This is a genomic window from Campylobacter sp. BCW_4338 (genome assembly GCF_001763255.1).
Lineage (GTDB): Bacteria > Campylobacterota > Campylobacteria > Campylobacterales > Campylobacteraceae > Campylobacter_D > Campylobacter_D jejuni.
Genome location: NZ_MJYJ01000043.1, coordinates 1 through 19,382, shown reverse-complemented (window position 1 = coordinate 19,382; position 19,382 = coordinate 1). Strand labels below are relative to the sequence as shown.

The following is a 19,382-nucleotide window of genomic DNA, read 5'->3' as shown; positions in this document are numbered from 1 at the left end:
TGATTATAATTTCATCTTCAATTTTTTATAAAATTTTAGGATTTATTATGGATTTTTATAGTCTTATTTTTTTATCCTGTGCTTTAGGAATGGATACTTTTGCTGTATCACTATGCAAAGGTTTTAGTGTTAAAAAACTACATTTAAAACATTATCTTATTGTTGGAATTTATTTTGGCGGATTTCAAGCCTTGATGCCAACTATTGGTTATTTTATAGGTATAACTTTTGCATCTTTTATTGCGAGTATTGATCATTGGATAGCTTTTATTTTACTTTCTTTAATAGGATTAAAAATGATCAAAGAGTCATTGGAAAATGAAAATTGCGATAGTAATGCCAATCAATTTGGCTTTAAAACCATGCTAGCTTTGGCAATTGCTACGAGTATCGATGCGCTAGCAGTTGGCGTAAGTTTTGCATTTTTAAATGTAAATTTATTATTAGCCATATTTTTAATAGGTATTATTACCTTCATTTTATGTATCATTGCTCTAAAAATAGGAAATAAATTTGGAATTTATCTTAAAAATAAAGCTGAACTTTTAGGCGGATTGGTTTTAATTATATTAGGAGTAAAAATTCTAGTAGAACATTTATTTTTCGATTGAAAATTTCATTCTTAAAGTAGCTAAAGCTTTATCAAATTCCAAGGCTTTACTTTGAAATTTTTTATTAAAAGTTCTTTGTCTTTTGGCAAGTTGCGTAGTATGTATCGAGATTAAATTTTCAAGCTCTTTAAAGGAAATTTCTCCATCTAAATATTCTTTACACTCTTTCAAACCTATAGAATTTAATGCTTTAAGCTTATGATCAAATTTAGAAAAAAGAATTTTTGCTTCATCTAAAAGTCCATTATCAAGCATTTCTTTTGTTCTAGTTTGAATACGTTTTTTTAAAATTTCTTTATCCCACTCAAGCTCATAAATTTCTATATCTTTAAGCACCCCAGTTTTTTGTGTTCTTTTTAAAAATTCACTAGGAATTTCTCTTGTTTGCTCATAAATACCCAGCCATTTTTTTAATCTATAAGTATCATTTTTTTCTATTTTATAGTTTGGATCAATATTTAATAAAAGAGCATAAATTTCATCATTATTTAAAGAACTCTTTGACTCTAAGGTTTTTTCACTCAAACCATCTATCATAGTTTTTAAATAAAATCCAGTTCCACCTACTATAATTAGAGGTAAATTTCTAGCTAAAGCAAATTCTTTTGCTTTTTGATATTCTCTTATGAATAGCTCAACATTAAAATGTTCATTCACACTCAATAAATTTACCCCAAAGTATTTTATACTCGCAAGATCATCTTGTGAAGGCTTGGCACTTGCTATATTAATTTCTTTATAAACACAAAGACTATCAAGACTTAAAACAACAGCATCAAATTCTCTTGCTAAAGTATTAGCTATGTATGTTTTTCCACTCGCGGTTGTTCCTATTAATGCTATTTCAAAAAACATTTTAATATTTATCCTAAAATTTATAAAAATTTTAGTAAAATCATAGCAAAAAATATTTTAAAGTAGAAAAATGAACACATTCTGGATAAAATTTAAAGATATTTTAGAACTTGTAGTATTTAAGCATTCTATTTTTGCTTTGCCTTTTTTATTTTCCTCTATGATTGTAGCATCAAAACTTGCAAATGACACTGCTTGGTTTGGTTTTAAGGCATTGATTTTAGGCATTATTTGTGCGGTAAGTGCAAGAAATTTTGCCATGGCTACAAATCGTTTAATGGATGAAGATATAGATAAGGATAATCCTCGTTGTGCAAATCGTCCTAATGTCAGTGGAAAAATAGGTAGAAAAAGCGTATGGATTTTTATTATTATTAATGCACTTATTTTTATATTATGTTCTTATTTTATTAATACCTTGGCTTTTTATTTGTCTTTTCCTGTGCTTTTTGTATTGGCTATTTATTCAGCTTTTAAACGCTTTAGTTCTTTAGCGCATTTAGTTTTAGGATTTTGTTTAGGACTTGCGCCTATTGCAGGAAGCGTTATAATTATGGGTGAAATTCACATTTATAGCGTTATTTTATGTTTAGGTGTAACTTTTTGGACAGCTGGGTTTGATCTGCTTTATTCTTTACAAGATATGGAGTATGATAAAAAAATAGGACTTCACTCTATCCCTACTAAATTTGGCTCAAAGGCTACTTTATTTATATCAGCTTTTTGCCATATTTTAGCGGTATTATTTTGGCTTCTTTTTGTGTGGGAAGTTTGGGGTGTAGCACTTGGAAAAATAGCACTTACTGGGGTAATTATAAGCGGTATTATTTTAGCCTTGGAACATAAAATTGTTCACAAGAATTTTGCTCATATTGATAGAGCATTTTTTACTCTCAATGGTTATTTAAGTATTATCTTTTTTATTTTTATTTGGATTGATTTATTATGGAATTAACACTTTTTAAAGCAGGATTTGAAGCTCATTTAGAATGTTGTAAAATAGAAAATAACCGTTTTCTTGGAGAATACCTAAAACTTGGAGCAATTTCTCAAATTTTAAAATGGAAAAAACTTGCTTTACGCATTGATTTTGACGAGGGTGAAAAAATTATTTTTGATCTTCTTTTAAGTCTAAAAGAAGATATTTTAAGGCTTGAAAATTCTTTAGATAAAAATAAAGAACTTATACCGCTTAAGCAAAAAGGGGTAGTAGAATCTTTGAATTTTGAATATCTAAATTTTTTGGATACTATTTTAGAAGAAGATAAAGAATATTATTTAAGATTTGATTTAAATAATCAAAAAATAGCTATTTTTATCAAAGCTCAAAGTCAAACATTGGCAAAAATTATCAAAATTAAGCCCGAAGACAAAATGGCTTTTGATGCTTTTGTTGTTGAAATTCAAAGAAATATGATAAGAAATAAGAAAGGCCAAGAATGAGTGATGATGTACTTTATTTAGTTTTTATAATTGTGCTTTTAATTGCAATGCTAGCCTATATGAATATCAAAGAAAGAGAAAATAATGCAAAAATAGCAAAACTTCAAAATGTGATAGAAGATATTACCAAAGAACTTCATTATTTTCGTAAAGAATTAGGGGTTAAAGATGATAGCGAAGAGGATGAAGACTATAAAATCTCTCTTTTAAAAGAAGAAATTATGATTGAACTTGATAAACAAATCAGTTCAAAAATCACTCCTGTTTTAAGAACACTAAAAACTATGGAACATATCATAGAAGATTTTCAAAATGAACAACAAAATCGTCTTTTAAATTTGGAACAAAAAGCACAAAGCATGGCTAAACTTACACCAAATTACGATACAGAAGAACAAAAAATAGAAAATCTTTTCAAAGAAGGAAAAAGCATAGAACAAATCGCTAAAGATTTACGCATTGGCACTGGAAATGTAGAACTTGTCTTAAAATTTAAGAAATTAATAAAATAGAATGGAAAATAAATGCTTATAGATCAATTCGGTAGAAAAATAAATTATCTTAGAATTTCAGTTACACAAAGATGTAACTTTCGCTGCCTTTATTGTATGCCAAAAATTCCTTTCGATTATCAGCCAAAAGAAAATTTATTAAGCTTCGAAGAACTTTTTTTATTTATCAAAGCGGCTATAGACGAAGGAATTGAAAAAATCCGTATAACAGGTGGGGAACCTTTATTAAGAAAAGATTTAAGTATTTTTATAAAAATGATTAGCGATTATAAAAGCGATATTGACCTTGCTATAACTACAAATGGATTTTTACTAAAAGACTTTGCTAAAGACTTAAAAAATGCTGGACTTAAACGACTTAATATTTCACTTGATACCCTAGATCACAAAAAAGCAAAAACTCTTGCGCAAAAAGATGTATTAGATAGTGTTTTATCTGGAATTGATGAAGCTTTAAATCTAGATTTGAAAGTAAAACTTAATACTGTAGCTCTTAAAAATTTAAACGATGATGAACTGATATCTCTTTTGGAATTTGCAAAATCAAAAAAAGCTCAAATTCGCTTTATAGAATTTATGGAAAATACTCATGCTTATGGTAAATTACAAGGATTAAAAAGAGATGAAATTATACAAATTTTGAGTCAAAAATATCAAATTCAACTTATAAAAAAAGATGAAAAAGCACCTGTGAGTATTTACAAGGCAGATGATTATGAATTCGGAATTATAGATCCTCATAGCCATGAATTTTGCGATTCTTGCAATCGCATACGCTTAAGTGCTGAAGGCTTGTTAATACCTTGCCTTTATTTTGATGAAGCATTAAGTATAAAAGAAGCGGTTCGAAAAGGTGATATTAAAGCCGCTGTAGAAATATTACAAGAAGTATTAAGAAATAAACCAGAAAAAAATAAATGGAGTGTTGTTGATAATAAAACCTCATCTCGTGCTTTTTATCAAACTGGAGGTTAATTTTGCAACTTGTTGAAAGTTTCTTAAGCATTCAAGGAGAAGGTAAATATAATGGAAAATTAGCTATTTTTATGCGTTTTGCTGGCTGTAATTTCAACTGTTTAGGTTTTAATGTAAAAATATCAAAAAACAATAAAACTCTCATCGGATGTGACACGATAAGAGCTGTTTTCACAAAAGATTTTAAAGAAAGTTATGAAACTTTAAATGCTAATGAACTTTTAAAAAGAGTGATAAAATTAAAACAAGGCTTTAATCCTATAGTTGTTATCACAGGTGGAGAGCCATTAATCCATTATGAAAATCCTGAATTTATAGAATTTATCCAAATGTTATTAAAAAATAAATTCGAAATACACTTTGAAAGCAATGGAAGCATAGAAATTGATTTTGATAGATATCCTTTTTACAAAGAATGTATTTTTGCTTTAAGCGTTAAACTCCAAAATAGCGGGATAAAAAAAGATAAACGATTAAATTTTAAAGCTTTAAAAGCATTTAAAAATTGCGCAAAAGATAGTTTTTATAAATTTGTTTTAGATGCCAATACCCTTGATAATTCATTTTTAGAAATCAATGAAATTCTAAAAGAAGCTCCAAATCAAATTTTTTGTATGCCCATGGGTGAAAATGAGCAAAACCTTAAAAAAAATGCTCAAAAAATTGCTGAATTTTGTATTAAGAATGGTTATAATTATTCTGATAGAATTCATATTCGTCTTTGGAACAATAAAGAGGGTTTATGATTATAAGAAAATTATTTGAATTTGAAAACGCACACATTGTTAGATTTTGTTCTTCTAAGCGTTGCAAAAGTAGCATTCATGGACATTCTTACAAAGTTGAAATTTTACTTGAAAGCAAATATTTAGATAATGCTGGAATGGTCTATGATTTTGGACTTTTAAAAACCTATATACGCCAAATTATTGATAGTTTTGATCATGCTATCACTCTTTTTAAATATGATGACGCAAAATATTTAGAAGAAATGAAAAAATATTCAAGTCGTTGGATTTGCCTGCCTGTTAATGTAAGTGCTGAAAATTTTTGTCGTGTATTTTTCATACTTATAGATGCTTTATTGAAACAAACAAAAATGGTAAATGGAGAACAAGGAGTGACTTTACAAAGCATCATTGTTCATGAAACAAGAACAGGCTATGCACAAGGTTTTAGAGAAGATGCCTATAGTGAGCTAATGCCAAAAATTTCACTTCAAGACATAGAATTTTCCAATGGCATTAAAGCAGAATGGAATGATATAGATTTTTATAACAAATTAAAAAATAAAGAAATTTTTATAAATTCAAAGGAGATTTAATGCAAAAAGCTAAAATTTTAATTGCCTTAAGTTTTTTTTTATTAGTTTTATCTGCCTGTTCCAATGATGAAAAAAATATTTCCAAGACTCAAAATACAGATCAAGAAGTAGTCCAAATAGAACAAAACGATGAAAAAACAGAATTAAGTGACTCCAACCTGCCTTTACCCGTAGATGATGAAGCACAAAGTTCAGATGATGAACATGAAGCCAATCCTACTATTATCAACTCTTTATATAAACAAAAATGTGCCACTTGTCATGGAGAAAAAGGGGAATTAAAACTTAAAAACAGCACAGCCATTAAAACCTTGGGCAATAAAATTTTTATACAAAAAATAAAAACGATAAAAGATAAAAACCATAGTTTTTTAAGTGATGAACAAATTCAAAATTTAGCTGATTTTATAAACAAAGGAAAATAATGGATCAAAGTTACGAATTCTTTTTAGCTTTACATCTTTATAGTCTTTATGCGAGCGGTTTTTTAATGCTTTTTTATCTTATACTAACACAAGGAAATTTTAAAACCGAATTTATTTTTATTCGCAGAATACGATTATTTTTACCAATTTATTATTTATTTTTAGCTTTGATTATTTTTACAGGTTGTTTGTTATCAGCAATGAAACAATTTCAAATGAATGTCAATATCTGGGTAATGATTTTTTCTTGGATCTTAATTTTTGCCTTAGCAATTTTTCACTTTGTTTGTTTTAAAAAAGCAAGAAGATTTAGAAAATATGCCACTTTTAGATGGATTAGTTGTTTGATTTTACCTTTTGAAATTTTTTTATTGTTTTTGCCTTTTTTAATAGAAAGATATCTATAAAATGCAATTTTTGTATAACAAGCAAGCTGGAGAAGAGTTTATACAACTTCAAGGTGAAAACTTTAACCATTTAAAAGTAAGAAGAGTAAAGGAAAATTCGGAGCTAAATCTTAGAAATTTACAAGATAATTTTTTTTACAACTATACAATCACAAATTTAACAAGAAATTCTTGCACTTTAAAATTGTTAAACAAAAAATCACAAAATATAAAACAAAGTGAATTAAACTTAGCCTTAGCCATTATAGATATTAAAATTTTAGAAAAAACTCTACCTTTCTTAAATGAACTTGGAGTAAAAAAGTTACATTTGGTTTTTACAAATTTTTCACAAAGAAATTTTAAAATCGATTTAGAAAGATTTGAAAAAATCATTATTTCTTCTTGTGAACAATGCGGTAGAAATACTAAAATGGATTTAATTATCTATCAAAGCACTCAAGAATTTGTTCAAAAATTTCCAAATGCAATTATGGTTGATTTTCAAGGAGAACAACAAAGTCATTTCGATGAAAAAGAATTATATTTTATAGGTCCTGAAGGTGGATTTAACAATGATGAGAGATTATTGTTTAACCGGAAAGTCTCTCTTAAAAGCTCTAATATTCTAAAAAGTCAAACAGCTATTATAGCTATAGCTTCAAAAATTTTGCTTTAACTTTTCTTAAATTAATCTCTTTTTTATGTTAAATAATTTATAATCACGGCTTATTGTTTTAATTTTTAAGGAAAACTAATGAAAAAAGAAATTCACCCAGAATACGTAGAATGCAAAGTAAGTTGTGCTTGTGGAAATACTTTTACAACAAAGTCAAACAAAGCAGAATTAAAAGTAGATATTTGTTCAAATTGCCATCCTTTTTTTACAGGTAGTGAAAAAATTGTAGATGCTGCAGGTCGTGTAGAGAAATTTAAGAAAAAATACGCAATGCAATAATTATGCTTTATTTTATTCCTACTCCCATAGGAAATTTAAGCGATATTTCTTTTAGAGCCTTAGAACTTTTAAAGACTTGCAATCTTGTGTTTTGTGAAGATACGAGAATAAGTAAGTCTTTAATTTCGTTATTAAATGCGAAATTTCACACTGATATTCATATTTCTAAATTTATAGCCTTACACTCCCATAATGAAAAAGAGGTTTTAGCAAGTATTGATTTAAAAATATTTGAAAAAAATGTAGCTTATTTAAGCGATGCAGGAATGCCAGGGATTAGTGACCCTGGCAAGGCTTTGGTAGAATTTGCACAAGAAAATAATATCGCCTATGAAATTTTACCAGGTGCAAATGCAGCCTTAGTTGCTCTTGTAAGCTCGGCATTTTGTCAAAAAGAATTTATCTTTATCGGTTTTTTAGCCAATAAAGGCAAAGAAAGACAAAAAGATATAGAAAAAATTTTAAACTTTCCTTATCCAAGTATTATTTACGAATCCCCCAAGCGTATTTTATCTTTGATAGAACAAATTATGATTCTAGACAGCCAAAGAGAAATTTTTTTGATTAAAGAAATCAGTAAAAAATTTGAAAATAAATTTAAAGGCAATGCTAAAGAGCTTTTTGAAATTTTAAAAAAGTCTAATTTAAACGGTGAATGGGTTGTAGTACTGCAATCAAAAGAGCAAAATTTTTTGCAAAATACTCTTTGTGAAAAAGATATTATGGATTTAGAGCTGTCTTTAAAAGCAAAAGCAAAATTATTATCAAAGATCAATGGAAAAAATGCAAAAGAAATTTATCAAAAACTGCTTTTAAGTCAAGATTAGGTAAAATTTTAATATGATAGTTTATGGGAAGCAAATATTTTTTTATATTTTAGAATATCATAAAGACTATATCAATGAGCTTTATTTAGCAAAAGAATGTGATAAAACTACTTTTTCCAAAATCGCAAAATCAGGTTTTAAAATCAAAAAACTTGATTTTAAAACTGCTCAAGCTTATGCGAAAGGTGGAAATCATCAAGGTTTTTTGCTAGATATTAAAGAAAGTTCTTTTGCGAATTTAAATGAGATCAAAAAAAATGATTTTATTGTTATGCTTTATGGAATTAGCGATGTAGGAAATATAGGGGCTATCACGCGTACAGCTTATGCTTTAGGGGTTGGGGCTTTAATTTTTATTGGTGAAAAATTAGCCATGGAAGGAGTAATTCGCACAAGCAGCGGAGCGGCTCTTGATTTACCTATTGTGATAAGCAACGATGCTTTAAGTGTAATAAATGAACTAAAACAAGTGGGTTTTTATTTTTATGCGAGCGATGGCTCGGGAAAAGAAATTCACAGTGTAAAAATAAGCAATGGTAAAAAAGTTTTAGTTTTGGGTAGTGAGGGTTTTGGTTTAAGCTCTAAAATTGTAAAAAAATGCGATGAATGTGTGGGCATTGCGATGAAAAATAATTTTGATAGTCTTAATGTCAGCGCTGCTTTTGCAATACTTTGTGATAGGATGTTAAATGCTTAATTGGAAAAAAATACAAGAATTAAATTTAAAAGAAGTTGCAGCAAAAACGCAAATTGAACTTGATTTTCTTGAAGCTTTAGCAGAAAAGAATTTTGCTGTTTTAAGTCGTTTTAATGTTAAAGGTTTTGTTAAAATTTTAAGCAGAGAATACGAACTCGACTTTAGTGATTTTAATGAAGAGTATGAAGCTTATCTTAACGAAAACAATCCTACTCCACAAACAAAATCAAAAATGATAACCCCAAAACTAGATGCTTATAGTCAAAAATCCTCTAATGCTTGGCCTTTTTTGATTGTTCTTATTGTTTTAGTGATTATAGGAAGTGGAATTTATTATTTTGATACACTTAAAACTTTTTTCAAAGATGAACAAAATAATACTAGCACAACAGTTATAGATATCATAGGACAAGCACAAGAAAATTTAAAATCTTTAGGTGGAAATAATGTTGTTGTTATAGACAACAATAAAGCACAAGAAACAAATCAAACAGAGAGCGTTTTACCAAGCCAAAACATCTCGTTACAAGAAAATGATAAAAACATAAGCATAGAAAATAATATCAGTGAAAATAACACAACCTTACTCGATGAAGAAAAAAATACCCAAATCCAAGAAGACATAAATACACCAAAAACTGATTCTTTAAAAGAAGCACATTTTAAAACCTCTACCAAGATTTGGATAGGTTTGATAGATTTAAAAAGCCTTAAAAAAACAAGCTTTGTTAAAGAAAAAGATTTTAATATTTCTTTAGATAAAGATCAGTTAATTTTAACAGGAGCTGCAGCTTTAACAATGTTTGATCAAGAAAATAAAGAACAAAAATTTCCTGCAGGAATTTCAAAACGTTTCTTGATTAAAGATGGAAAAATTACAAGTATTTCAGCTGCTGAATTTGCAAAATTAAATAAAGGTAAAGAATGGTAAAAAAAATTATTATTCTTACTCTTTATGTTAATATATCTTTTGCAATCTCAAGTCTTGATTTGGCAAAAAATTTAGTAAACAATCCTAGTAAAAATTCTCAACTAGAATTATTATTTTCAAATAATTCTTACATAGATAATAATGGAAATTGTGATATTGCAAAAATATCTCAAATATTAAAAACCAATTCTTTAATTGCCTTAACACTATCAAATCCTCAAAGTCTAAGACTAAATTTTAAAGCAAAAGCTGATGAAGTTATGTTTTTTAAAATTTTATCCGATGTTTTAACAGATGCTGGATATATATATTTTATCCCTACAGATTTGATTTTAAGAGAAGGAAATATTGACTATACCATACAAGTAGAATCCCAATATGTTTTAGATCCTGGAACGCTTTACAATCTCTTAAAAGAAAATTCTGTCTATATAGATAATATTAAGCGTATTGGGGCATATGATTATGAATATGATTTAAATTTTTCCAATGCTGTATTAAAAACCAATACAAATGTTAATTTAAATACTCCAAAATCATTAGAAAAACCCCTTAAAGACTATGTGCTTGATTTAAAAAATGCTACAAATTTGATTATTGATGCAAATGATTTAGACAATTGGTTTCCTAAAATCTTCTTTTTAGATAAAAATCTAAATCTAATTAAAGCAGTAAAAAGCGAAAATAAAAATAATCATTTTTCAGAACTTATTCCAAATGGTGCTATATATGCTATTGTAAGCGATATGTATAGTTTAGATAATATACGCAGGGGTTTAAAAATCACACTTAAAAAATAAAGGATTAAGAAATGTTTGATGAAATCCGTTTTAATACCATAGAAAGACTTCCAAATTATGTTTTCGCAGAAGTAAATGCGATAAAAATGGCAGCAAGACGTGCTGGAGAGGATATCATCGACTTTTCAATGGGAAATCCCGATGGTAAAACTCCACAACACATTATAGATAAACTTTGTGAAAGCGCTAACAAAGATAAAACCTCGGGATATTCTACATCCATGGGGATTTATAAACTTCGCTTAGCAATTTGTAATTGGTATAAAAGAAAATATAATGTCAATCTAGATCCTGAAAATGAAGTTGTAGCTACCATGGGTTCAAAAGAGGGTTTTGTAAATCTTGCAAGAGCGATTATAAATCCTGGAGATGTTGCTATTGTGCCAACTCCTGCTTATCCTATACATACTCAAGCTTTTATTATAGCAGGAGGCAATGTAGCAAAAATGCCTTTAGCTTATAATGAAAAATTTGAGCTTGATGAAAATCAATTTTTTGAAAATTTACATAAAACTTTAAATGAAAGCATCCCGCGTCCAAAATATGTCGTTGTTAATTTCCCGCATAATCCAACAACAGTAACTTGTGAGAAAAGTTTTTATGAAAGATTGATAGCAACGGCAAAAAAAGAAAGATTTTATATTATTTCAGATATTGCATATGCAGATTCAACTTATGATGACTATAAAACTCCTTCTATTTTGGAAATTGAAGGTGCAAAAGATGTAGCGGTAGAAACTTACACTCTTTCAAAATCTTACAATATGGCAGGCTGGCGTGTAGGTTTTGTAGTAGGAAATAAACGCTTAGTCAGCGCGCTTAAAAAAATAAAATCTTGGTTTGATTATGGTATGTATACACCTATTCAAGTAGCAGCTACCATAGCTTTAGATGGAGATCAAACTTGTGTGGATGAAATCCGTGCAACTTATGATAAAAGAATGCGCATTTTACTTGAAGCTTTTGAAAATGCAGGCTGGAAACTTCAAAAACCAAGAGCAAGTATGTTTGTTTGGGCAAAACTCCCTGAAAGCAAAAGACATTTAAAAAGTTTAGAATTTTCAAAGCAACTTTTACAACGTGCTAGTGTTGCAGTAAGTCCTGGGGTAGGTTTTGGCGAAGCAGGTGATGAGTATGTAAGAATTGCTTTAATTGAAAATGAAAATCGCATACGCCAAGCTGCACGCAATATCAAAAAATATTTAAAAGAGTAAGTTATGAAAGTAGCAATTCTTGGTTATGGCACTGTTGGAAGTGCAGTGGTTAAATTTCTTTTAGAAAACAATAAACTTATTCGTGCGAGATGTGGGCAAAGCATAACTCCTGTGATCGCTCTTGCTAGAAGTCCTAAAAAAAACGCTTTAATTCCAATTACTCATAGCGTTGAAGAAATTTTAAATGCTGATGTAGATGTTTTTGTGGAGTTAATGGGTGGAGTGGATGAAGCTTTTAAAATAGTGAGTGAAATTTTAAAAAAGAAAAAAGCCGTTGTTACTGCAAATAAAGCTATGCTTGCTTATCATCGTTATGAACTTGAAAATTTGGCTAAAAATTTAGCCTTTGGTTATGAAGCAAGTGTGGCTGGAGGAATTCCTATTATAAAGGTTTTAAAAGAAGGTTTAAGTGCAAATAATATTTTAGCTATAAAAGGGATTTTAAATGGTACGAGTAATTATATTTTAAGTTCTATGAGTCAAAAAAATATGAGTTTTAAACAAGCCTTACAAATAGCTCAAAATTTAGGCTATGCAGAAGCTGATCCAACTTTTGACATAGAAGGACAAGATGCAGCTCATAAACTGCTTGTTTTATCAAGTATCGCTTATAATCTTAAAGCTAAACCTGAAGATATTTTGATCGAGGGTATTAGCGAAATTGCGCCTGAAGACATGTATTTTGCTAATGAGTTTGAATTTACCATAAAACTTTTAGGTATAGCCAAGGTGCGTGAAGATAAAGTAGAATTAAGAGTGCATCCTACTATGATAGATAAAGAAAAAATGCTTGCAAAAGTCGATGGAGTGATGAATGCTATAAGTATTAATGGAGATTTGTTGGGTGAAAGTTTGTATTATGGAGCAGGAGCAGGAGGAGAGGCCACTGCAAGTGCTGTGATTTCAGATCTTATGGATATAGCAAGAGATCAGGTAAAAGCACCAATGCTTGGTTTTGTGAATACTTTAGAATACGAGCTTTTAAGCAAAGATGAAATTTATACAAAATATTATTTAAGGGTGAAAGTTGAAGATAAAATAGGGGTTTTATCTAAAATCACACAATTGATGAGTGAAAATAATATTTCTATCGATAGTTTTTTACAAAAACCTAAAAAAAATGATGAAAATTACAGTACTTTATTTTTTACTACACATTTAACTTATGAAAAAAGCATACAAAATTTGCTTGAAATTTTACGCAAACAAGATTTTATAAAAACCAAGCCTTTTATGATGCGTATAGAATAATGGGTGTAAAAGCTTATTTAGATGGAATTTTAGGTGAAGATAAGGCTTGTAAATTTTTAAAAAAACAAGGCTTTGAAATTTTAAAAAGAAATTTCCATTCTAAATTTGGAGAAATCGATATAATAGCCAAAAAAGATGAAATTTTACATTTTATAGAGGTTAAATTTACTCAAAATGATTATGAAGCTTCCGAGCGTTTGAATAGAAAAAAACTTGAAAAAATTTTAAAAACTATAGAATTTTATCATCTTAAAAATGGAATTTCATCGGATTTTCAGATTGATCTGATTTGCATTAAAAATGATGTGATACAATTTTGCGAAAATATAAGTTTTTAAGCTGATATTTAAAAAAATAAAATACAATTAGACAAAAATTAAAGAAAGGAAAAATTATGGGAAAATATATTGAATTAACAAGTGATAATTTTGCTCAAGCAAAAGAAGGTGTAGCTTTAGTTGATTTTTGGGCTCCATGGTGCGGACCTTGTAGAATGCTTGCTCCAGTTATTGATGAACTTGCAAATGACTTTGATGGTAAAGCTAAAATTTGCAAAGTAAATACAGATGAACAAGGTGATTTAGCAGCTGAATTTGGTGTTCGCTCTATTCCTACGCTTATTTTCTTTAAAAATGGTGAAGTTGTAGATCAACTCGTTGGTGCACAATCTAAACAAGCAATTAGTGATAAACTAAACTCTTTACTATAAACTAAAGGCTAGTATAACTAGCCTTCTTCTTAAAAATTTCAAATTTATACTAAATAATAATTTTTATTAACTACTATTAAGAATAATTTTTATATCATTATTAATAATAAAATTCAATATAAAGGAAATGTAGATGTTAGATGTAGCAATCATAGGTGGAGGTCCTGCTGGACTTAGTGCCGGACTTTATGCAACTAGAGGTGGTCTTAAGAATGTAGTAATGTTTGAAAAAGGTATGCCTGGCGGACAAATTACCTCAAGTTCTGAAATAGAAAATTATCCAGGTGTAGCCCAAGTTATGGATGGAATTTCTTTTATGGCTCCTTGGAATGAACAATGTATGCGCTTTGGTTTAAAACATGAAATGGTTGGAGTAGAACAAATTTTAAAAAATAGTGATGGAAGTTTTACCATCAAATTAGAAGGTGGTAAAACAGAACTTACTAAAGCTGTGATAGTTTGCACAGGTTCAGCTCCAAAAAGAGCAGGTTTTAAAGGCGAAGATGAATTTTTTGGAAAAGGTGTAAGCACTTGTGCAACTTGTGATGGATTTTTTTATAAAAATAAAGAAGTTGCAGTTTTAGGTGGTGGAGATACGGCTTTAGAAGAAGCTTTGTATCTAGCAAATATTTGTTCTAAGGTTTATCTTATCCACCGCAGAGATGAGTTTAGAGCAGCTCCATCTACAGTAGAAAAAGTTAAGAAAAATGAAAAAATAGAACTCATTACTAGTGCAAGTGTAGATGAAGTATATGGTGATAAAATGGGTGTTACTGGTGTAAAAGTAAAATTAAAAGATGGTAGTATTAGAGATTTAAATGTTCCAGGAATTTTTACTTTTGTTGGTCTTAATGTAAGAAATGAAATTTTAAAACAAGACGATGGTAAGTTTTTATGCAATATGGAAGAAGGTGGGCAAGTAAGTGTTGATCTTAAAATGCAAACTAGTGTTGCTGGACTTTTTGCCGCAGGAGATCTTAGAAAAGATGCACCTAAGCAAGTGATTTGTGCTGCAGGTGATGGAGCTGTAGCTGCATTAAGTGCTATGGCTTATATAGAAAGCTTGCATTGATTTTTTCTTATTATAGGCTAGAATTCCTAGCCTAAATCTTTATATCAATACTCCTTAAAAATATAAAATATTTTTTCATAACGTTTTATAAATATTATTAAATATAATTTAAATTATACTTAATTTTGTTACATAATTACACATTTAAAAAAATAAGGAAGGAATAAACATGGACAAAAAACAAAGTCGCAGAAATTTTCTTAAAGCCTCATCTTTGTTTGCTTTAGTAGGTGCTAGCGCACCAAGTATGGTTTTTGCTCATACGCACAATCAAAACAATTTGAATTCTACTCAAAATTATCGTGCTAGAATTTTTTTAATAATTCTGCACAACTTGATATTCTGAGTGAAGCAGTAGAAAGAATTTTTCCCGAAGATGATTTAGGACCAGGTGCTAAAAAATTAGGTGTAGCTATTTTTATAGATAATGAACTTGCAGGAAATTACGGAAGTGGAGCAAAAGATTATCGCTTTGGACCTTTTATACAAGGAAAGAAAAATCAAGGTTATCAATATCCTTTAACTAGAGCTGAACTTTTTAAAATGGGTGTAAATGCTTTAGATGAAGAAGCAAAACTTCGTTATAAAAAAGGCTTTGTAGAGCTTAGCGCAAAACAAAAAGATGAAGTCTTAAGAGCTTTTGAACAAGATAAAACAAAGGTTTCTTTTGGAGATAAGATAAAAGCAAGCGATTTTTTTACAGAGTTAAGAAGCATAACTATAACAGGAGTTTATGCTGATCCAATTTATGGCGGCAATGCAAATATGCAAGCTTGGCGCATGAAAAAATTCCCAGGCGCTCAAATGACTTACGCAGCTCAAGTTTTAGATGGAGATAAATTTGAAGTGATAGAGCCTATTTCTTTGGCTGATATGTCACATTAAAGGAATACAAATGGCAAAAATACTTAAAAAAAACAGATGTTGTTGTTATAGGTTTAGGTTGGAGTTCTTCTATTGTTGCAAATGAATGCGCTAAAGCAGGGATTAAAGTTGTCGCCTTAGAAAGGGGTGGACATCAAGATACTTCGGATTTTTTGGGTGCGCATGATGAGTATAAATATGTAAATAATGCTGCAATGAAACAAGATTTAAGTAAAGAAAGTATATGTGTTAGGAATAATGATAATGAAATTGCTTTACCAATGAGAAAAAATTATGCTTTTGATGTCGGTAATAATGTTGGTGGAGCAGGAGTTCATTGGAATGGTATGAGTTATCGTTTTCTACCTTATGACTTTCAAATAAAATCTTTAACAGAAGAAAAATATGGCAAAAATAAAGTTTCTAAAGAATACACTATTCAAGATTGGGGTGTAAACTATGATGAAATGGAACCTTACTACGACAAAGCTGAAAAAATGATGGGAGTTTCTGGAGAAGATAAAAGTCCTTTCTCAGGAAAAAGAAGCAATCCTTATCCTAATCCTCCTTTAGAAAAAACAACTATGTTAAAAAAATTTGATAAAGCAACCAAAAAACTTGGATATCATCCTTGCATGGTTCCTGCTTCAAACTCATCTCAAACTTATACAAATCCTGATAAACAAAGCTTGGGAGCATGTCAATATTGTGCTTTTTGTGAGCATTTTGGTTGTGAATATGGTGCAAAAGCTTCTCCTATAGTAACAACTATACCTTCAGCTTTAGCAACTAAAAACTTAGATATTAAAACGCATGCTAATGTTTTAGAAATTTTGCATAAAGATGGTAAAGCTACAGGGGTAAAATTTATCAATACTTTAACTTTAGAAGAATTTATCCAGCCTGCAGAAGTGGTTATGCTAGGCTCTTATGTTTTCAACAATGCTAAACTTTTAATGATTTCTAATATAGGCGAAATTTATAATCCAAAAACAGGCAAAGGAACTTTAGGAAAAAATTATAGTTATCAAATCACACCTAGTGTTAATGGTTTTTTCAAAGATCCATTTAATTCTTATCTTGGAGCTGGGGCACTTTGCAATTGGATAGATGATTTTAATGGGGATAATTTCGATCATTCTAAACTTGATTTTATTCATGGAGCAAGCTTTAGAATTTCCCAAAATGGAGCAAGACCTATAGCATCAAATCCAATTAAACCAGGTACACCTTCATGGGGAGCCGAATTTAAAAAAGCTTCTATTTATAATTATACTCGATTTACTTATATTGGAGCTCAAGGTGCATCTATTCCTTATATAGGTAATTATTTATCCCTTGATCCAACTTATAAAGATGCTTATGGACTACCACTTATCCGCGTAACCTATAATTTTACCAAACAAGATAAAAATCTTTATAATTTTATGCTTCCAAAACTAAAAAGCATCATGCAAGAAATGGGAGCGCAAAATATTTACACTTCGCCATAATTAGGAGATTATGGAGTAGTTTCAAATGGTTGGTATACTTCTACCCATATTGCTGGCGGAACTATAATGGGTACAGATAAAAGCACAAGTGTAGTTAATCCTTATTTACAACATTGGGATGTTAACAATCTTTTTGTCGTAGGTGCAGGAAATTTTCCACATAATCCAGGCTACAACCCTACCTTAACCTTAAATGCTTTAGCCTATCGTGCTAGCGAAGCTATTATAAAATATTTAAAAACTGGTAATTGCTAATGCAGTAATTAAATTCCAAGCCTTAAGCTTGGAATTTATTAGCTTCCTATCACTCCACCATCAAGTTTTCTTATCATCATTACACTCGATCTTGGCGTTTTTCCATAAGGAAAAGTACTACCTTTTAAACCTTCTCTTGGGTGTTGTATACCTACAAACATTGTAGTATAATCCTCACTAAAAACAATCCCTGTTAATTCACAAGCAATAAACCCTGTTAAAAAGCGTCTGATTTCCCTATTTTTGGATTTACTGTTAGCATGCAGTTATTCCCATACCTTCGTATTCATTTTTATTAGATAAGATCCATCTGTTTGCATCCAAAGTCTTCCATCTCTATCAAATTTAAGCTCATCAAGAGATAGGTTCTTGGTGGTTTTATTATTTGCTAGTATTGCAAATACTTCTTTAGAACCACTTTGCTTGTGGCTTGCTATCCATTTTCCCTATCTTTTAAAATCTCCCACTTTACCATTAAACTGTCCTATATACAAAATGCTTTCATCTAATAATTTTGCTATATTAGCACCTTTTTTATATTTGTGTTTACTAATAAATTTAAAAATAACTCGTCATTCACCCATATAAACCCGTCTTTTTTACGATAATTCCTATATTTACATGTTTAAACACCCTAAAGAAGTTCTTTTAAGGCATATTTTTATATTAAAAAGATTGATTTCATCGATATTTTTAGCTAAATCAAATATTTCATCAAAATTCTAAATTTTCACCTAAACTTCAAAAAATCGTCAAAATTTTCTTCACGGGTGATATAAGTTCCCTAAGGTGTTTGTCCATTTGCATAATTTGCAAAAGTTCCATGAATAAATTTTTCATTTTTTAAAACTTCTTTTTTAGCTGCTCACTTACTTGCATTTTAGTGTTTGCATCGATTCTGCGGTTATACTTAGAGTCTAAAAACAGTCCAATCATCATCTTTTTTTCGATTTCTAAGATACTCACACCCACACTGGATTGATCATATAAAACATCTTCTTTGCTTAAATTTTTGCTATGGATGATTAAATATAATTTCAGGATTTATATATTCATTATTAACGGCTAAAATTGCTCTATTTTTTGAAAGTGGAAAAAACTCATACCATCATCGTTATCTCTAAAAAACCAAATGAGCATTTTAACTACATTTATATCGATGATTTTATTTTCATCATAAGGTTTTGCTTTACTAAAAGTGGATCACCCAAAAAATTAAAACCTTTGCTTCATAACCTTGTGGTACTATAACTTTATCTTGTGTGCTTGCACTAACAGCTTTAAAACCTAGCAAATCTTTATCCTTGAGCATAGTAGCACTTAAATTTGAACTTGCAAAAAAGCCACCATAGAACCTAAGGCTGAACCTTTTAAAACAATCTTCTTTCCATTTGTTTTTACTTCATATTAAAATTTAAAACAATGGAAGTATAAAAATATTTAGAAACTTTTTAGAAATTTTGATGAAAAATTTAAATCGAAGGAAAAATTTATACCTAGTTTTTCACTAGGTATAAATGACTAATTAAAACCTCTTCTTCTTAACATCTTCTAAGATATTATTAGCTATATCACTTACTGTACTAGAAATAATAGCTGATTCATTAGCAATTTCAACATTATCTTTAGTAGTTTGATCAATTTGTGCTACGCTATCATTGATTTGAGTAATACCTGCAGTTTGTTCTTTAATACTTTCTGCCATATCATTGATAGATTGAACAAGTAAATTAGTATTAGCTTCTATTTCAGATAAAGACTTTTGAGTTCTCTCAGCTAG

General features: G+C 29.3%; 25 protein-coding genes and 2 pseudogenes. 23 read left to right on the top strand and 4 right to left on the bottom strand.

Annotation, left to right across the window (positions count from 1 at the left end; all coding sequences use genetic code 11):
* Nucleotides 1-47: 47 nt before the first annotated feature.
* Nucleotides 48-611, top strand: coding sequence for a manganese efflux pump MntP family protein (locus tag AJN69_RS04870; RefSeq protein WP_070287915.1), 564 nt, complete (start codon nt 48-50; stop codon nt 609-611).
* Here AJN69_RS04870 and miaA read toward each other — a convergent pair.
* The gene (gene miaA / locus AJN69_RS04865; protein WP_070210600.1) at nt 597-1,466 is read right to left on the bottom strand and encodes a tRNA (adenosine(37)-N6)-dimethylallyltransferase MiaA; all 870 of its coding nucleotides are present in this window, start codon (nt 1,464-1,466) and stop codon (nt 597-599) included. The genes AJN69_RS04870 and miaA overlap by 15 nt on opposite strands.
* Nucleotides 1,467-1,536: 70 nt before the next feature.
* Between miaA and mqnP the strand changes: the two genes are divergently transcribed.
* The 22 genes and pseudogenes from mqnP (at nt 1,537) to AJN69_RS04760 (ending at nt 17,602) form a co-directional block, all read left to right on the top strand.
* On the top strand, nt 1,537-2,421 hold the full coding sequence (gene mqnP / locus AJN69_RS04860; RefSeq protein ID WP_070239763.1) for a menaquinone biosynthesis prenyltransferase MqnP: 885 nt from the start codon (nt 1,537-1,539) through the stop codon (nt 2,419-2,421).
* Nucleotides 2,412-2,909 (top strand): hypothetical protein, encoded by a 498-nt coding sequence (locus AJN69_RS04855; RefSeq protein ID WP_002860983.1) that lies wholly within the window; start codon nt 2,412-2,414, stop codon nt 2,907-2,909. The genes mqnP and AJN69_RS04855 overlap by 10 nt, the downstream gene beginning before the upstream one ends.
* Nucleotides 2,906-3,421 carry a DUF6115 domain-containing protein gene (locus AJN69_RS04850; RefSeq protein WP_044778712.1) on the top strand — a complete coding sequence of 172 codons (516 nt, stop codon included), beginning with the start codon at nt 2,906-2,908 and terminating at the stop codon, nt 3,419-3,421. Before AJN69_RS04855 ends, AJN69_RS04850 begins: the two co-directional genes overlap by 4 nt.
* A 12-nt stretch (nt 3,422-3,433) precedes the next feature.
* Nucleotides 3,434-4,396, top strand: coding sequence for a GTP 3',8-cyclase MoaA (gene moaA, locus AJN69_RS04845; protein WP_002860981.1), 963 nt, complete (start codon nt 3,434-3,436; stop codon nt 4,394-4,396).
* A 2-nt stretch (nt 4,397-4,398) separates the two neighbouring features.
* Nucleotides 4,399-5,142, top strand: a complete 744-nt coding sequence (locus AJN69_RS04840; RefSeq protein ID WP_070248042.1) for a 7-carboxy-7-deazaguanine synthase QueE — start codon at nt 4,399-4,401, stop codon at nt 5,140-5,142.
* Nucleotides 5,139-5,720, top strand: coding sequence for a 6-carboxytetrahydropterin synthase (locus AJN69_RS04835; protein WP_070210173.1), 582 nt, complete (start codon nt 5,139-5,141; stop codon nt 5,718-5,720). Before AJN69_RS04840 ends, AJN69_RS04835 begins: the two co-directional genes overlap by 4 nt.
* On the top strand, nt 5,720-6,145 hold the full coding sequence (locus AJN69_RS04830; protein ID WP_002880848.1) for a cytochrome c: 426 nt from the start codon (nt 5,720-5,722) through the stop codon (nt 6,143-6,145). The genes AJN69_RS04835 and AJN69_RS04830 overlap by 1 nt, the downstream gene beginning before the upstream one ends.
* Nucleotides 6,145-6,552: a membrane protein gene (locus tag AJN69_RS04825; RefSeq protein ID WP_002851635.1), complete on the top strand. Its 408-nt coding sequence runs from the start codon at nt 6,145-6,147 to the stop codon at nt 6,550-6,552. Before AJN69_RS04830 ends, AJN69_RS04825 begins: the two co-directional genes overlap by 1 nt.
* A 1-nt stretch (nt 6,553) precedes the next feature.
* A complete protein-coding gene (locus tag AJN69_RS04820) occupies nt 6,554-7,210 on the top strand; it encodes a 16S rRNA (uracil(1498)-N(3))-methyltransferase (RefSeq protein ID WP_002880850.1) in 657 nt (218 codons plus the stop codon).
* Between the two features lie 78 nt (nt 7,211-7,288).
* Nucleotides 7,289-7,489, top strand: a complete 201-nt coding sequence (rpmE, locus tag AJN69_RS04815; protein ID WP_002860977.1) for a 50S ribosomal protein L31 — start codon at nt 7,289-7,291, stop codon at nt 7,487-7,489.
* A 2-nt stretch (nt 7,490-7,491) separates the two neighbouring features.
* Complete coding sequence (rsmI, locus tag AJN69_RS04810) at nt 7,492-8,316, top strand: 16S rRNA (cytidine(1402)-2'-O)-methyltransferase (RefSeq protein WP_070210174.1); 825 nt, start codon at nt 7,492-7,494, stop codon at nt 8,314-8,316.
* Between the two features lie 13 nt (nt 8,317-8,329).
* Nucleotides 8,330-9,013, top strand: coding sequence for a 23S rRNA (guanosine(2251)-2'-O)-methyltransferase RlmB (rlmB, locus tag AJN69_RS04805; RefSeq protein WP_070210175.1), 684 nt, complete (start codon nt 8,330-8,332; stop codon nt 9,011-9,013).
* Nucleotides 9,006-9,944 carry a membrane protein gene (locus tag AJN69_RS04800; RefSeq protein ID WP_044778708.1) on the top strand — a complete coding sequence of 313 codons (939 nt, stop codon included), beginning with the start codon at nt 9,006-9,008 and terminating at the stop codon, nt 9,942-9,944. Before rlmB ends, AJN69_RS04800 begins: the two co-directional genes overlap by 8 nt.
* On the top strand, nt 9,938-10,744 hold the full coding sequence (locus AJN69_RS04795) for a hypothetical protein (protein WP_002860973.1): 807 nt from the start codon (nt 9,938-9,940) through the stop codon (nt 10,742-10,744). Before AJN69_RS04800 ends, AJN69_RS04795 begins: the two co-directional genes overlap by 7 nt.
* Before the next feature lie 11 nt (nt 10,745-10,755).
* Nucleotides 10,756-11,958, top strand: coding sequence for an LL-diaminopimelate aminotransferase (locus AJN69_RS04790; protein ID WP_070210176.1), 1,203 nt, complete (start codon nt 10,756-10,758; stop codon nt 11,956-11,958).
* A 3-nt stretch (nt 11,959-11,961) separates the two neighbouring features.
* Nucleotides 11,962-13,209 carry a homoserine dehydrogenase gene (locus AJN69_RS04785; protein WP_044778705.1) on the top strand — a complete coding sequence of 416 codons (1,248 nt, stop codon included), beginning with the start codon at nt 11,962-11,964 and terminating at the stop codon, nt 13,207-13,209.
* Nucleotides 13,209-13,547 (top strand): YraN family protein, encoded by a 339-nt coding sequence (locus AJN69_RS04780; RefSeq protein WP_044778703.1) that lies wholly within the window; start codon nt 13,209-13,211, stop codon nt 13,545-13,547. The genes AJN69_RS04785 and AJN69_RS04780 overlap by 1 nt, the downstream gene beginning before the upstream one ends.
* Before the next feature lie 56 nt (nt 13,548-13,603).
* Complete coding sequence (gene trxA / locus AJN69_RS04775; RefSeq protein WP_002778629.1) at nt 13,604-13,918, top strand: thioredoxin; 315 nt, start codon at nt 13,604-13,606, stop codon at nt 13,916-13,918.
* Between the two features lie 133 nt (nt 13,919-14,051).
* A complete protein-coding gene (trxB, locus tag AJN69_RS04770; protein ID WP_002857228.1) occupies nt 14,052-14,990 on the top strand; it encodes a thioredoxin-disulfide reductase in 939 nt (312 codons plus the stop codon).
* 169 nt (nt 14,991-15,159) lie between these two features.
* Complete coding sequence (locus AJN69_RS10060) at nt 15,160-15,336, top strand: twin-arginine translocation signal domain-containing protein (RefSeq protein ID WP_172671516.1); 177 nt, start codon at nt 15,160-15,162, stop codon at nt 15,334-15,336.
* A complete protein-coding gene (locus AJN69_RS04765; RefSeq protein ID WP_186820495.1) occupies nt 15,330-15,875 on the top strand; it encodes a gluconate 2-dehydrogenase subunit 3 family protein in 546 nt (181 codons plus the stop codon). The genes AJN69_RS10060 and AJN69_RS04765 overlap by 7 nt, the downstream gene beginning before the upstream one ends.
* Nucleotides 15,876-16,027: 152 nt before the next feature.
* A pseudogene (locus tag AJN69_RS04760) lies at nt 16,028-17,602 on the top strand (GMC family oxidoreductase).
* 38 nt (nt 17,603-17,640) lie between these two features.
* Here the strand turns inward: AJN69_RS04760 and AJN69_RS10605 are convergent.
* The 3 genes and pseudogenes from AJN69_RS10605 to AJN69_RS04750 all read right to left on the bottom strand — a co-directional run.
* Nucleotides 17,641-17,763 (bottom strand): hypothetical protein, encoded by a 123-nt coding sequence (locus tag AJN69_RS10605; protein ID WP_370659185.1) that lies wholly within the window; start codon nt 17,761-17,763, stop codon nt 17,641-17,643.
* 86 nt (nt 17,764-17,849) lie between these two features.
* Nucleotides 17,850-18,993, bottom strand: a pseudogene (locus AJN69_RS04755) (PhoX family protein); the annotation flags it as partial.
* Nucleotides 18,994-19,127: 134 nt separating this feature from the next.
* Nucleotides 19,128-19,382: methyl-accepting chemotaxis protein (locus AJN69_RS04750; RefSeq protein ID WP_032600453.1), on the bottom strand; the 255-nt coding region annotated here is incomplete at its 5' end.